Origin of the sequence: Pseudomonas sp. OST1909 (assembly GCF_015277575.1) — a bacterium.
Lineage (GTDB): Bacteria > Pseudomonadota > Gammaproteobacteria > Pseudomonadales > Pseudomonadaceae > Aquipseudomonas > Aquipseudomonas synxantha_A.
On record NZ_CP063780.1, the window covers coordinates 1778152 to 1793667 of the forward strand.

Here is a 15516-nt window from a genome sequence, read left to right on the forward strand (position 1 = left end):
ATGTATCAAGACAGGATCACTATGCCGGCTTCATTCGTTCACCTGCGCCTGCACACTGAATATTCCCTGGTCGACGGCCTGGTACGGATCAAACCGCTGGTCAAAACCCTGGTGGGCATGAATATGCCTGCGGTGGCGGTAACCGATCAGAACAACATGTGTTCCCTGGTCAAGTTCTACAAGAACGCCATGGGCGCCGGCATCAAGCCGATCTGCGGCGCCGACCTGTGGCTGTCCAACAAGGACCCGGATAACCCACTGAGCCGCATCAGCCTGCTGGCGATGAACGGCGTGGGTTATCGCAACCTCACCGAACTGATTTCCCGTGGCTTTATTGATGGCCAGCGCAACGGCTCGATCATCATCGAGCGCGAGTGGGTGGCCGAAGCCAGCGAAGGCCTGATCATGCTCTCGGCGGCTAAAGAGGGCGAGATCGGTATCGCGTTGCTGGGCGGTAATCCCCAGGAAGCCGAGGTGCTGGCACGTGAGTGGATGCAGGTATTCCCGGACCGTTTCTACCTGGAAGTCCAGCGTACCAACCGCCCCAACGATGAAGAACATCTGCATGCTGCCGTAGCCCTGGCCGATAAGCTGGGTGCGCCGCTGGTGGCGACCAACGATGTGCGGTTTATCAAGAAAGAAGATTTCGAGGCCCATGAAACCCGCGTGTGCATCGGCGAAGGCCGGGCCCTGGATGACCCGCGCCGCTCGAAGAATTACAGTGAAGAGCAATACCTCAAAAGCGCCGATGAAATGGCGCAGCTGTTCAGCGATTTGCCCGAGGCCCTGGAAAACTCCGTCGAGATCGCCAAGCGCTGCAACATTGAAGTGAAGCTGGGCAAGCACTTTTTGCCCAACTTCCCGATACCCGATGGCATGACCATCGACGAATACTTTCGCAAAGTGTCGTTCGATGGCCTGGAAGAACGCCTTAGCGTCCTGCTGCCCAAGGACACCACTGAAGACTACGAAGCCAAGCGTCAGGTGTATGTCGACCGGTTGAATTTCGAGCTGGATATCATCATCCAGATGGGATTCCCCGGCTACTTCCTGATCGTAATGGACTTTATCCAGTGGGCCAAAAACAACGGCGTACCGGTAGGTCCTGGCCGTGGGTCAGGTGCTGGCTCGCTGGTGGCCTATGTACAGAAGATCACCGACCTTGACCCGCTGGAATATGACCTGCTGTTCGAACGGTTCCTGAACCCGGAACGGGTGTCGATGCCCGACTTCGACGTCGACTTCTGCATGGATGGTCGTGACCGTGTGATTGAATACGTGGCCGAGAAATACGGCCGCAACGCGGTAAGTCAGATCATCACCTTCGGTTCCATGGCGGCGAAAGCGGTAATTCGCGACGTGGCGCGGGTGCAGGGCAAGTCCTACGGCCTGGCCGACCGCCTGTCGAAGATGATCCCGTTCGAAGTCGGCATGACCCTGGAAAAAGCCTACGAGCAGGAAGAAATCCTGCGCGACTTTATCAAGGTCGATGAAGAAGCCGCCGAAATCTGGGACATGGCGCGCAAGCTCGAAGGCGTGGTGCGTAACGTCGGTAAACACGCCGGTGGTGTAGTTATTGCCCCGACCAAGCTCACCGACTTTTCGCCGATCTACTGCGATGAAGAAGGCGACGGCCTGGTCACCCAGTTCGACAAGGATGACGTGGAGGCGGCCGGCCTGGTGAAGTTCGACTTCCTCGGCCTGCGTACCCTGACGATCATCGACTGGGCACTCAAGACCATCAACCGCGACCGCGCCAAGGTTGGCGAAGAACCGCTGGATATCGCGTTTATCCCGCTGGACGACAAACCGACCTACAGCCTGCTGCAAAAAGCTGAAACCACGGCGGTGTTCCAGCTTGAATCCCGGGGCATGAAAGAGCTGATCAAAAAGCTCAAGCCCGACTGCCTGGAAGACTTGATCGCACTGGTGGCGCTGTTCCGTCCGGGCCCGCTGCAATCGGGCATGGTGGATGACTTCATCAACCGCAAGCACGGTCGCGCCGAGCTGGCTTACCCGCACTCCGACTATCAATACGAGGGCCTCAAGCCTGTATTGGCGCCGACGTACGGCATCATCCTGTATCAGGAACAGGTGATGCAGATCGCCCAGGTAATGGCCGGCTACACCCTCGGTGGTGCGGACATGCTGCGTCGCGCAATGGGTAAAAAGAAACCCGAGGAAATGGCCAAGCAGCGCGGCGGTTTCATTGAGGGTTGCGCCACCAACAACATCGACGCCGATCTGGCCGGTAACATCTTCGACCTGGTAGAAAAATTCGCCGGTTATGGTTTCAACAAATCCCACTCCGCCGCCTATGGCCTGGTGTCGTACCAGACTGCCTGGCTGAAAGCCCACTACCCGGCGCCGTTCATGGCAGCGGTGCTGTCGGCCGATATGCACAACACCGACAAGGTCGTGACCTTGATCGAGGAAGTGCGCACCATGAAGCTGCGCCTCGATGCGCCGGACGTGAACGCCTCTGAGTTCAAGTTCACGGTGAACGACGAAGGCCGCATCATCTATGGCCTCGGCGCGATCAAGGGCGTGGGCGAAGGTCCGGTGGAGGCCATCACCGAAGCGCGCCAGGATGGGCCATTCAAGGACCTGTTCGACTTCTGCGCGCGTGTTGACCTCAAGCGCATCAACAAGCGTACCCTCGATGGCTTGATCCGCAGCGGCGCGCTCGACCGTCTCGGTCCGTATTTCCATGATGAGCCGAAGGCTTACCAGGCCAATATCGACCGTAACCGTGCGGTGCTGCTTACCGCCATGGAAGAGGCGATCAAGGCTGCCGAACAGACTGCCCGCACCCATGACAGCGGCCACGCCGATCTGTTTGGCGGGCTGTTCGTCGAAGAAGACGCGGATGTCTACGCCAATCATCGCAAGGCCAAGGAGCTGACCCTCAAGGAACGCCTCAAAGGTGAGAAAGACACCTTGGGCCTGTACCTCACCGGCCACCCGATTGACGAGTACGAAGGCGAAATCCGCCGTTTCGCCCGCCAGCGCATCATCGACCTCAAGCCCGCGCGGGATACCCAGACCGTCGCCGGCATGATCATCGCCCTGCGGGTGATGAAAAATAAAAAGGGCGACAAAATGGGCTTCATCACCCTGGATGACCGCTCGGGCCGGATCGAAGCGTCACTGTTTGCCGATGCGTTCCACTCCGCCCAATCGCTTTTACAGACCGATGCCATGGTGGTGGTGGAAGGGGAGGTCAGCAATGATGACTTCTCCGGCGGCCTGCGCCTGCGTATCAAACGGGTGATGAGCATGGAAGATGCGCGCACCAACCTGGCCGAAAGCCTGCGCTTGAAGGTCAAGACCGAAGCGCTCAAGGGCGATCAGCTACGCTGGTTGGGTGACCTGCTCAAGCGCCACCGCGGCGCGTGCCCGGTAACCATGGAGTACACCGGCAGCGACGCCAAGGCCATGTTGCAGTTTGGTGAGACGTGGCGGATTGATCCGGCTGATGGCTTGATTCAAGCTTTGCGTGACCAGTTCGGGCGAGACAACGTCTTCCTCCAATACCGTTGACGGTCAGTACCCCTGACCTCGGCTGAACATTTAATCTCGACCTAAACGCGCCTCTCCCTTAAGGTAGGGCGCGAATAGACAACCGGCTGGCCAGGCACTCCCTGGCCGTCGACCCAAGACGGACGCTTATGAACCCGAATTTTCTTGATTTCGAACAGCCGATCGCTGACCTGCAAGCCAAGATCGAAGAGCTGCGCCTGGTCGGCAATGACAATTCGCTGAATATCGGCGACGAAATCGCTCGCCTGCAAGACAAAAGCAGCACGCTCACCGAAGACATCTTCGGCAAGCTGACCAGTTGGCAGATCGCGCGCCTGGCTCGCCATCCGCGCCGTCCGTACACCCTGGACTACATCGAACACATCTTCACCGAGTTCGATGAGCTGCACGGCGACCGCCACTTCTCCGACGACGCGGCCATTGTGGGCGGTATCGCTCGCCTGGACGACCAGCCGGTGATGGTGATCGGCCATCAGAAAGGCCGTGAAGTGCGCGAGAAAGTCCGTCGCAACTTCGGTATGCCGCGTCCGGAAGGCTACCGCAAGGCTTGCCGCCTGATGGAAATGGCCGAGCGCTTCAAGATGCCGATCCTGACCTTCATCGACACTCCGGGCGCATACCCGGGTATTGACGCCGAAGAGCGCAACCAGAGTGAAGCGATTGCCTGGAACCTGCGCGTCATGGCTCGCCTGAAAACCCCGATCATCGCCACTGTGATCGGTGAAGGTGGTTCCGGCGGTGCGCTGGCCATTGGCGTGTGCGATCAGTTGAACATGCTGCAATATTCGACCTACGCGGTGATTTCGCCGGAAGGGTGTGCCTCGATCCTGTGGAAAACCGCAGAGAAGGCGCCGGATGCGGCTGAAGCCATGGGCATCACCGCCGATCGCCTCAAAGGCCTGGGTATCGTCGACAAAGTGATCGCCGAACCACTGGGCGGCGCCCACCGTGACCCGGCCGCGGCTGCCGCGACCATCCGTGCTGAACTGGGCTCGCAACTGGCGATGCTCAAGAAGCTGGATAACGAAGCGCTGCTGGCCCGTCGTTACGAGCGCCTGATGAGCTACGGTCTCTAAAGTCGGCGCCGTAACTCAATGTGGGAGGGGGCTTGCTCCCGATAGCGGTGGATCAGTCACCAGATGCAGTGACTGACACTCAGCAATCGGGAGCAAGCCCCCTCCCACATTTGCTTTGTGTATGCTCGGCTTATGTATTCCAGATTTGCGGCGGGGACATCTGATGAAACCGGCTCTACCCGCCAGACTCCTGAAAACCCTGGCCCCCTGGCGCAATGCTCCGGCCTGGCGCATTGCATTCTCCGGTGGCCTCGATTCCACCGTCCTGCTGCACCTTCTGGCTTCCCTGGCAAACACCGAAACCCTGCCGCCCATCAGCGCTGTGCATGTCCATCATGGGCTGCAAGCGGCCGCTGACGCCTGGCCCAGTCATTGCCAAGCGTTATGTGACAGCTTGGGCATACCTTTGCAGGTCTTGCGTGTGCAGGTGCAACCCGGTGCCAGCCTGGAGCGTGCCGCGCGTAACGCACGTTACCAGGCGTTTACCGAGGTGATCGGGGCAGGGGAGGTGCTGCTCACCGCCCAGCATCGCGACGATCAAGCCGAGACCCTGCTGTTCCGCCTGTTACGCGGAGCCGGAGTGCGTGGGTTGGCGGCAATGCCCGAGCGTCGCCCGTTGGCGACGGGGCACTTGGTGCGGCCATTGCTGGCGGTTTCCCGGGGAGCATTGGAAGCCTACGCCCACGAACACCAATTGAAGTGGATTGAAGACCCTTCGAACGCCGATCCACGGTTCTCGCGCAATTACCTGCGCCGCCAAGTCTTTCCAGCGCTGACTCAACGCTGGCCCCAGGCAATCTTGAGCCTGGCCCGCACTGCCGAGCACCTGAGTGAAGCCCAGGGCCTGCTCGACGAACTGGCGCACATGGATCTGACCGCCGCCGATCAGCCTTCAGCGTTTCGCTGGTTGCCTTTGCCTTCCCTGGTCCTTGCTCCGTTGCGCGATCTTTCCGATGCGCGCCAGCGCAATGCCTTGCGTCATTGGCTGAATCCCCTGACTCGTATGCCCGACAGTGACCACTGGGCCAGTTGGTACGCCCTGCGCGATGCCAAGGGGGACGCACAGCCGTTATGGCGCCTGGCAGACGGTCAGCTTCATCGTTGCGGCGAACGCATTTGGTGGCTGCCTTCCACGTGGTCGGAATTTTCCGACGAGTCGGTGAGCTGGCCCGATCCGCGAAATCCACTAGAGTTGCCCGGGAACGGCCAACTGATGTTTGCCGGCAAGGCTCCCGAGGGACCCTTGTCGATTCGTTATCGCCAGGGTGGCGAAATCGTCGAAGTGCCAGGTCGAGGCCGGCGTGATCTCAAGCGCCTGTTGAATGAAAGTGGTATGCCGGGCTTCGTCCGTGGCAGATTGCCGCTGGTCTATCGGGGCGAGCAATTGCTGGCTGTACCAACGCTTGCGGGGCTGAGGGCCAGTCCGCTGGATGACTGGCAATTACATTGGTTGCCACAGACCTGCGATCAAGGTTTGAGCTGATAGCGCCTTTCCGGTAGACTACGCTCCCTTCTTGATACAACTTCTGTGGATTCGACTGAATCGCAGCAGTTGCCGATTACCAAGCAGTCTTTGCTGGGCGATTCCAAAAAATGTGTAGCGATCAACGTACCGGTGTTTCCTTGCTGGTCTGTCACAACGCGGCGGTTTTTTTGAAAGGTGCACTGTGATTAATGCAGGTGATCGGGGGCTTCGGCCTTCCTTCGCTTTCCCCGGCGGCTCGGACCGCTTTAACGCAGACTTCTAGGGTTTTTCATGACGCGCTACATATTCGTCACGGGCGGTGTTGTTTCTTCATTGGGGAAAGGCATTGCCTCCGCTTCATTGGCGGCCATCCTGGAGGCGCGGGGGCTTAAAGTCACCATGCTCAAGCTGGACCCGTACATCAACGTCGACCCGGGCACCATGAGCCCGTTCCAGCACGGTGAAGTGTTCGTCACTCACGACGGCGCCGAGACCGACCTGGACCTGGGCCACTACGAGCGGTTCATCCGCACGACCATGACCCAGAACAACAACTTCACCACTGGCCGTGTCTACGAGCACGTGCTGCGCAAAGAGCGCCGTGGTGACTACCTGGGTGCAACCATCCAGGTGATCCCGCACATTACCGACGAAATCAAGCGCCGCATCATCAAGGGTGCAGGCGATGCCGACGTGGCGATGGTCGAGATCGGTGGCACCGTGGGTGACATCGAATCCCAACCGTTCCTTGAAGCCATCCGCCAGCTGCGCTTCGAAGTCGGCGCCAAGCGTGCGATGCTGATGCACCTCACGTTGGTGCCGTACATCGCCACCGCCGGCGAAACCAAAACCAAGCCTACCCAGCACTCGGTCAAGGAGCTGCGTTCCATCGGCCTGCAGCCGGATGTACTGGTGTGCCGCTCCGATCATCCGATCGACATTTCCTCGCGCCGCAAGATCGCGCAATTCACCAACGTTGAAGAACGTGCGGTGATCGCGCTGGAAGACGCCGACACCATCTACAAGATCCCGGGCATCCTGCATTCGCAGGGGCTGGATGATTTTGTGGTCGAGCGTTTCGGCCTGCAGTGCAATGGCGCGGACCTGTCCGAGTGGGAAGCCGTGGTCGACGCCAAGCTCAACCCTGAGCATGAAGTCACCATCGCCATGGTCGGCAAGTACATGGAGCTGCTGGACGCGTACAAGTCGCTGATCGAAGCGATGAGCCACGCCGGCATCAGCAACCGTACCAAGGTCAACCTGCGCTACATCGATTCCGAAGACATCGAGAACCAGGGCACTGCGCTGCTCGAAGGCGTTGACGCCATCCTCGTGCCGGGCGGTTTCGGCCTGCGTGGCGTGGAAGGCAAGATCACCGCGGTGCAATACGCTCGCGAGAACAAGGTGCCCTACCTGGGTATCTGCCTGGGCATGCAAGTGGCCGTTATCGAGTTCGCCCGTAACGTGCTGGGCTGGAAAGACGCCAACTCCACCGAGTTCGATCACAGCAGCGGCCACCCGGTCGTCGGCCTGATCACCGAGTGGGAAGACGCCACCGGCGCCGTTGAAACCCGTACCGAAACGTCCGACCTGGGCGGCACCATGCGCCTTGGTGCGCAGGACTGCCTGCTGGAAGCCGGCTCGCTGGTACACGACTGCTACGGCAAGGACGTAATCGTCGAGCGTCACCGTCACCGCTATGAAGTGAACAACAATCTGCTGCCGCAGATCAAAGAGGCTGGCCTGAAGATTTCCGGTCGCTCCGGTGACGGCAAGCTGGTTGAAGTGGTCGAAGCGCCGGATCATCCGTGGTTCGTGGCCTGCCAGTTCCACCCGGAGTTCACCTCGACGCCGCGCGACGGTCACCCGTTGTTCAGCGGTTTCGTCAAAGCAGCACTGACGCAACATCAGAAGAAGGCGTAACCCTGATGGCCCAGAAGATCATTCGCGTAGGCGATATCGAGATTGCCAACGACAAGCCCATGGTGCTGTTCGGCGGCATGAACGTGCTGGAAAGCCGCGACATGGCGATGCAGGTCTGTGAAGAATACGTGCGAGTTACCCAGAAGCTGGGTATTCCATACGTGTTCAAGGCCAGTTTCGACAAGGCCAACCGTTCGTCCGTGACCTCCTATCGCGGCCCGGGCCTTGAAGAGGGCATGCGGATCTTCCAGGACATCAAGCAAGCCTTCGGCGTGCCGATCATCACCGACGTCCACGAGCCTGAGCAGGCTGCCGTGGTCGCGGAGGTGTGCGACATCATCCAGTTGCCGGCCTTCCTGTCGCGCCAGACCGACCTCGTGGTCGCCATGGCCAAGACCGGCGCTGTGATCAACATCAAGAAAGCCCAGTTCCTCGCCCCTCAGGAGATGAAACACATCCTGAGCAAGTGCGTGGAAGCGGGTAACGACCAGTTGATCCTCTGCGAGCGTGGTTCGAGCTTCGGCTACAACAACCTCGTGGTGGACATGCTCGGTTTCGGCATCATGAAACAGTTCGAATACCCGGTGTTCTTCGACGTGACCCACGCGCTGCAAATGCCCGGTGGTCGCTCGGACTCCGCCGGCGGTCGCCGTGCCCAGGTCACCGACCTGGCCAAGGCGGGCATGAGCCAGTCGCTGGCGGGCCTGTTCCTTGAAGCCCACCCAGACCCGGACAACGCCAAATGTGATGGCCCATGCGCCCTGCGCCTGGACAAGCTGGAGCCATTCCTGGCCCAACTCAAGCAGTTGGACGAGCTGGTCAAGAGTTTTCCGACGGTAGAGACCGCGTAACTGCCATTTCTCCGGTAGAATTTCCCACGCTAAATGCTCAGGCCCTTGGGCCTGAGCCTTGTCGTCTGCAAGCCTGCCCCGTTGTTCCACCCTTGCGGTCGGTCAAAAGATTTCCTTCAGCTGCGTCGTTTTCGTCAACTTTGGAGTGTTTACAACAATGGCAAAAATCGTCGACATCAAAGGTCGTGAAGTTCTCGACTCCCGTGGCAACCCCACCGTCGAAGCCGACGTGCTTCTCGATAACGGCATCATCGGCAGCGCCTGCGCGCCGTCCGGTGCTTCCACCGGTTCGCGCGAAGCGCTGGAACTGCGTGATGGCGACAAGAGCCGTTACCTGGGCAAGGGTGTACTCAAGGCTGTAGCCAACATCAATGGTCCGATTCGTGACCTGTTGCTGGGCAAGGACCCGCTGGACCAGAAAGCCCTGGACCACGCGATGATCAAGCTCGACGGCACTGAAAACAAAGGCAGCCTCGGCGCCAACGCAATCCTCGCCGTGTCCCTGGCTGCCGCCAAGGCAGCAGCTCAGGACCAGGACCTGCCGTTGTACGCGCACATCGCCAACCTGAACGGCACCCCGGGCGTCTACTCGATGCCGGTACCGATGATGAACATCATCAACGGTGGCGAGCACGCGGATAACAACGTCGACATCCAGGAATTCATGGTGCAGCCGGTGGGCGCCAAGTCCTTCTCCGAAGGCCTGCGCATGGGCACCGAGATTTTCCATCACCTCAAGGCTGTACTGAAGGCCCGTGGCCTGAGCACCGCTGTGGGTGACGAAGGTGGTTTTGCACCGAACCTGGCCTCCAACGAAGATGCACTGAAAGTGATCTCCGAAGCCGTGGCCAACGCCGGCTACAAACTGGGCACAGACGTGACCCTGGCCCTGGACTGTGCGGCCAGCGAATTCTATGAAGATGGCAAGTACAACCTGTCCGGCGAAGGCCAGGTGTTCAACTCCGAAGGTTTCGCTGAATACCTCAAGGGCTTGACCCAGCGCTACCCGATCATCTCGATCGAAGACGGCCTGGACGAGTCCGATTGGGATGGCTGGAAAATCCTCACCGACAAGATCGGCGAGAAAATCCAGCTGGTGGGCGACGACTTGTTCGTGACCAACACCAAGATCCTGAAAGAAGGCATCGACAAGAAGATCGCCAACTCGATCCTGATCAAGTTCAACCAGATCGGCACCTTGACCGAAACCCTGGAAGCCATCCAGATGGCCAAGGCTGCGGGCTACACCGCCGTGATCTCCCACCGCTCCGGCGAAACCGAAGATTCCACCATTGCCGACCTGGCCGTGGGCACTTCGGCGGGCCAGATCAAGACCGGCTCCCTGTGCCGTTCCGATCGCGTTTCCAAGTACAACCAATTGCTGCGCATCGAAGAGCAATTGGCAGGTAAAGCCAAGTACAACGGTCGCGGCGAGTTTCGCGGCTAAGCAGTAAATGGTAAAAAGTCGGCGGGTTGCGTCAGAAATTTCACGAAAGTGTGAATTTCGGCGCTAATCTGCTGACTGACAAGCGCAAGCCTGGTTTTTCCAGGCTTTGTGCTATCAGTTGCTGCAAAAGGTTTGCATGACTGTCTTTTTTCACTGGATATCCGGATTTCGATGCGCAGTCCCAATTGGTTGTTCCTCGTCTTGCTCTTGTTGCTGGCTGGCCTGCAGTACCGCCTATGGGTCGGTAATGGCAGCTTTGCGCAGGTGGAAGAACTGACCCAGCAAATTGCCGACCAGCGTGCCGAAAACGAACGCCTGCTGGAGCGCAACCGTGTCCTGGACGCCGAAGTGCTTGAGCTGAAAAAAGGTACGGAGACCGTTGAAGAGCGGGCTCGCCATGAGTTGGGCATGGTCAAGGAGGGCGAGACCCTCTACCAGTTGGCCCAATGAACAACGATCTACCGGCCTTCTGGGCCGTGATTCCTGCCGCGGGCGTCGGTGCCCGTATGGCCGCGGACCGTCCCAAGCAATACCTGCAATTGGGCGGGCGCACTATTCTCGAACACAGCCTCGGCTGTTTTCTCGACCACCCCTCGCTCAAGGGGCTGGTGGTCAGTCTTGCTGTTGATGATCCTTATTGGCCCACCCTGGCGTGCGCCACAGACCCGCGCATCCAGCGTGCGGACGGTGGCTCGGAACGCTCGGGCTCGGTGCTTAATGCGCTGCTGCACCTTAATGCCCTGGGTGCCAGCGATGATGACTGGGTGCTGGTGCATGACGCGGCGCGGCCTAACTTGAGCCGTGATGACCTCGATAAACTCCTGGCTGAACTGGCGGATGACCCGGTGGGCGGTCTGCTGGCGGTGCCGGCTCGCGACACGCTCAAGCGCGTCGACAAGCATGGCCGCGTGGTGGAAACCGTTGACCGCAGCCTGATCTGGCAGGCTTATACGCCGCAGATGTTCCGCCTGGGGGCCTTGCACCGCGCCTTGGCCGACAGCCTGGTGGCGGACGCCGTGATCACCGACGAAGCGTCGGCCATGGAATGGTCCGGCCAGGCGCCACGGCTGGTCGAAGGGCGTGCGGACAATATCAAGGTCACCCGCCCCGAAGACCTTGAATGGCTGCGTCAGCGCCGGGCTTATCAGGCGTCCTGACCCTCAGCCGTAGACTTGCTCCAACCCGGGCAGGGTTTTCAGCTCGCTCACCAATGCCTCAATGCTGTCGAATGGCTTCTCATCAATAGGCCAGCCGACCACGTTGATGGAGTTCCGGCCTTCCTGGCTGTTGATCCTGAAACTGCGCAGGTCCCCGCGTCGGGATCGATAGTCAATGTGGGTGGCCTCGGTGAGCATGAATTGGCCTGGCCGTGTCAGCAGTGCCTGGGCCGACTTCACTACTCGACTGTGCGAAGGGCCGGGTTGTGATTCCATTGAGTGCTGCAACGCGGCAGGATCAACGCGCAAGACCAGGTTGGCTTTGACCGTGCCTTCCCCTTTGTTCAGGCCCAGGCTGGCGGTGCGCCCCGGATCGACTTCGATGCCCAACGGGTGGGTGCCCGTTCTATCTTCTATCCGCAGGCCGATGCTGCCGGTGAGTTCGGCCTGCCCAGGGATGTCCTTGAAGGTATTGGTATGGGTATCGCCCACCAGTGCGACCCATTTACCGGGTTGGCGCTTGGAGGTCTGGATCCACTGAATCACCTCGGTGGCGTAATAGTTCATCATCCGCTGGCGCAGGGTTCCTGCACTGTCGCGCATATCGCGAAGTATGTAGCTCACGGTGCAGTCGATCGGCTGGATCTTGATTCCGGCCTCTCGGGCTTTGGTCACGACGTTTGTGAATGAGTAATAGTGGTTTCGAGGCAGTGGGTAGATCCCGTTCAGGAAGTTTGTCAGCGCCTCGGCCATGGGGGCGTTCTTCGACCGGTAAAAAGCCTTCAGCATCGGAATATGCACATCCGTCAGCAGATGTTCGAAGTAGATGCGTTTGACACCTTGGCTGGCGAGTATCTGCATGTTGTCGATCAGAAAGGCTTTGCTCGATTCGGCGCTGTGGCTTTCGCCGATCACGAGGCCGTCACTGGCACGTAGCAGTTTCTCGATAATGCTTCGCTGTGATTCGTTCAAGCTCAAGCGAGGGAGGACCGGCTGCAGGGGCGAGTAGGGCAGGTGGTGAAAGAAGATCGCCGAATCCTGGTTTAATTGGCTCCTTTTCTCAAAGAACAGTCTCCGGGCGTTGCTGATCGACTGTGCATCCATTCCGAAGGGTTCGAAGTCTTCCGAAAATGAGCTGGTGTCGGTGAGCATCTGCACGACGGTCTCGCGCACGGGCGCTGGCATCTGGTAGGCGCTGAAGAAACTCAACTGCTGGGTGCTACCAAACAGTTTGTAAACCCGTTGCCAGGCATTGCGAAATGCCCCCCCTCCGGTCAATCCGGCACGTCGCCATTGCAGGTCGGCGCTCTGAATAGCATAGAGACCCGTGGATTGAATCTTCTCGGGGGCTTCTGGATTATTCACGAACAGCTCAAAAGAACCCCAGTCATTCGGGCTTTTGTAGGTCAGGAAGGTCTCGCCCTGAATCCTGACGGTCTGCAAGCCGCTGGGGGATGTTGCAGCGACCAGGGGGCGAGTCTCGGTTTGGGCGGAGGCCTGAGTGATCACCTTGACGCTGATCTGGCCCTCCTCTGCCCGGGTAGCCGGGCCAAGCACGGGGCGTAACGCCTCAAGACTGCTCGCGCCTTTGCTGATGCCGTGGATAACCACCGGGAGCGCGTTCAGGGCGCCGAACACCATGCGCTCAACGGCGTGGGGTTTGTCCTTGAGCACGTCATCGGCGCCGATCGCCATGCCAGTCAAGCCTGAGGTAATGAAACAAAACTCCGCCAGCAACGCCGTGCCCATGGTCAGCGCCACGGGGATCGCCAGCAGGCAGGCTTTATCCAAGGCGTCGAGGGTGTCGGCCTTGAATGTGTCCAAGGGCGAGACAACGGTTTTGGCTGCCAATTTTGCAATCCGACTGCGGATCTGTCGTGCGATAAACGCAAATGGGTTGCTTCTGAGCGCCGGATACATTGGGTTATTAATGTATTGCTCGGGGTCCCAATAACCGTTGCGCAACAAGCTATTGAAAAAACCGGGGGGGCTGGAAGATTCCGGGTACATCGCCATACCGATCAGTGCTTCCTCGACACCACTGTAGATCAGGCCGGAGTCAATCGAGTCGGGTTCAAAGTGGTTGGTCAGCGCTTTGCGCTGGGTCGGGTCCTTGGCCACTTTTACCAGCGCATTGCGCATGTCCGTTGGGCTGTTGAAACCATGGATAGGGGAGGAGTTGCCGGGGACGTACAGCAGGGTGATCTGGCTCTGGGTGTCGGTAATCGTAAGAATGTCGGTGGCGTCGAACTGATGAATGCGCAGCACGCGCACGGATAAGTTTTTATCCGGTGAGTAGGGCGCCTGAAAATCCTCAAGAGTCAGGTTGCTGGCGTCCCTGTCGACGCCGATACCTGCCGCTCGTGCAGCCAGTTGCCGTTCTGCTTCGGTGAGCGTGAATTCTTCGTACTGATTGAGGTAAGCCTTGGCGAAGGCGATGCGCATCAGGGTGGTGTAATTGTCCCGATGTTCCTCCCAGAATTGGGTGATGGCCTTGTCATAGGTTTGTTCAAAGTTGCTTGAGTCAATCACCTTTCTGAGAACAGCAGGCGCGATCTCCAGTTGGGTGGTCGGGTCGTAGACCTGAGGTTCGCTTTGCCGGTAAAGCGCCTCATACCGTCTGGGCGGAATCCAGCCGGAAGTGATGAACTCTTCGTTGAACATTTGCGGTATGCGGTTATCCATCAGGCGCGGCAGTTCATCAACGATATTGAAGTACGGCGCGATAGTGGAAAAGCCCGTGTTGTTGATCATGCCGCCAGGGGCATGGGGCGCATTGCAGATCATGGCCTCGGTCAGGCTCATGGATTGGACGATCACTGCGGTGTAGGGGGCATCGGGGTTGTCGAGGTTGTATTCCAGAGTGGTCAGGAACGTAGTATCCGGGTCCAGTTGTTCCTGAGTGAATGGTTGTAGATGCTCGCAAAGCAATTGGGCTGCGATAGCGCTGGGCACCGGAAAGTCGGCCAGAACCTTTCGGACAAAATGATTGATGTGCTGGAGTTGCCGAGTGTTGGACGTCATGGGCTTGCCTGGTTTTCTAATGAAAGCGGTTATTAACCGGTGTCCAGGCAATGCACGAACGGTAGCTGTTTATGTTCGATAGACCGAATTGTCACCCAAGCCTTCTTTGAGAAAGTCCACCAGCTTCCTGACCTTCGGCGACAAATGCCGCTGCTGCGGGTACAGCGCCCACACCGCCGTATTCGGTGGCTGATGCGCCTCCAGCAACGACACCAGCGCACCACTGTGCAAGTGCTCCAGCACGTAATAATCCGGCAACTGACACAGCCCTACACCTTGCAGCGCCGCATCCAGCACCGCCTGCCCACTGTTACAGCGCCAGTTTCCCTGAACCCTTTGGGAAAATTCCCGCCCGTCCTGGGCCAGTTGCCAGATATCCGAGCTGCCGATCAGGCAGTTATGCCGACTCAGTTCCGACAAGCTATGTGGCCGACCATAGCGTTCCAGGTAGGAAGGGGAGGCGCACAGGTACATGCGCCGCGGTGCCAGGCGGCTGGCGACCATGCGCGAGTCTTGCAGGCGACCCAGGCGGATGGCCAAATCCAGGCCCTCGTGCACCAGATCCAATTGACGGTTGCTCAGTTCGATATCCACCCGCAGTTGCGGATAGAGCGCCATGAACCGGGTCACCAGTGGCACGATAAAGCGCTCGCCATAGGCGACTGCGCAGGTCATGCGCAACATGCCCTTGGGTTCGCTGGTGAGGTCGCCTACCGCCCGCAGGGCTTCTTCGCGACCGTCCTGCAAACGCTGGCAATGCTGCAGAAACGTCTGACCCGCTTCGGTCAGCGTCACCTTGCGTGTACTGCGATACAACAGGCGCGTTTGCAGGCGCTCCTCCAGGCGTGCCACCTGGCGGCTTATATGGGACGACGATACTCCCAGGCGCTCGGCCGCCGCCGTGAATTGGCTGCACTCGGCCACTGCGACGAATTCGTCGATGCCTTCCCAGCGGTTTTCCAGCATGGTCATTATCCCTGTACAGCAATAAAGTTTTGCTTTTGTCTGGATTATTAATCAAGCAGCCATG

At 59.1% G+C, this 15516-nt stretch carries 10 protein-coding genes; 8 read left to right on the plus strand and 2 right to left on the minus strand.

Features of this window, described 5'->3' with window-relative positions; translation table 11 throughout:
* The first annotated feature begins 21 nt into the window (after positions 1–21).
* The 8 genes from dnaE (at position 22) to ispD (ending at position 11462) form a co-directional block, all read left to right on the plus strand.
* The gene (dnaE, locus tag IH404_RS07750; protein WP_032877369.1) at positions 22–3543 is read left to right on the plus strand and encodes a DNA polymerase III subunit alpha; all 3522 of its coding nucleotides are present in this window, start codon (positions 22–24) and stop codon (positions 3541–3543) included.
* A gap of 128 nt (positions 3544–3671) precedes the next feature.
* Positions 3672–4619 carry an acetyl-CoA carboxylase carboxyltransferase subunit alpha gene (locus IH404_RS07755; RefSeq protein WP_003189182.1) on the plus strand — a complete coding sequence of 316 codons (948 nt, stop codon included), beginning with the start codon at positions 3672–3674 and terminating at the stop codon, positions 4617–4619.
* A gap of 163 nt (positions 4620–4782) precedes the next feature.
* The gene (tilS, locus tag IH404_RS07760) at positions 4783–6102 is read left to right on the plus strand and encodes a tRNA lysidine(34) synthetase TilS (protein ID WP_194440222.1); all 1320 of its coding nucleotides are present in this window, start codon (positions 4783–4785) and stop codon (positions 6100–6102) included.
* Positions 6103–6375: 273 nt separating this feature from the next.
* Positions 6376–8007: a CTP synthase gene (locus IH404_RS07765; RefSeq protein WP_005785740.1), complete on the plus strand. Its 1632-nt coding sequence runs from the start codon at positions 6376–6378 to the stop codon at positions 8005–8007.
* 5 nt (positions 8008–8012) lie between these two features.
* The gene (gene kdsA / locus IH404_RS07770; RefSeq protein ID WP_003189190.1) at positions 8013–8858 is read left to right on the plus strand and encodes a 3-deoxy-8-phosphooctulonate synthase; all 846 of its coding nucleotides are present in this window, start codon (positions 8013–8015) and stop codon (positions 8856–8858) included.
* Between the two features lie 157 nt (positions 8859–9015).
* Positions 9016–10305 (plus strand): phosphopyruvate hydratase, encoded by a 1290-nt coding sequence (gene eno, locus IH404_RS07775; RefSeq protein ID WP_003189193.1) that lies wholly within the window; start codon positions 9016–9018, stop codon positions 10303–10305.
* Between the two features lie 171 nt (positions 10306–10476).
* A complete protein-coding gene (gene ftsB, locus IH404_RS07780) occupies positions 10477–10755 on the plus strand; it encodes a cell division protein FtsB (protein ID WP_003189195.1) in 279 nt (92 codons plus the stop codon).
* Positions 10752–11462 carry a 2-C-methyl-D-erythritol 4-phosphate cytidylyltransferase gene (gene ispD / locus IH404_RS07785; RefSeq protein WP_005785745.1) on the plus strand — a complete coding sequence of 237 codons (711 nt, stop codon included), beginning with the start codon at positions 10752–10754 and terminating at the stop codon, positions 11460–11462. Before ftsB ends, ispD begins: the two co-directional genes overlap by 4 nt.
* 3 nt (positions 11463–11465) lie before the next feature.
* On the opposite strand, the gene IH404_RS07790 is transcribed toward ispD, so the two are convergent.
* Together IH404_RS07790 and IH404_RS07795 are read right to left on the minus strand one after the other, a co-directional pair.
* The gene (locus IH404_RS07790) at positions 11466–14486 is read right to left on the minus strand and encodes a membrane-targeted effector domain-containing toxin (RefSeq protein ID WP_194440223.1); all 3021 of its coding nucleotides are present in this window, start codon (positions 14484–14486) and stop codon (positions 11466–11468) included.
* 69 nt (positions 14487–14555) lie between these two features.
* Entirely contained in the window at positions 14556–15452 is an 897-nt protein-coding gene (locus IH404_RS07795) for a LysR substrate-binding domain-containing protein (protein WP_005785749.1), read from the minus strand.
* Positions 15453–15516: the final 64 nt, after the last annotated feature.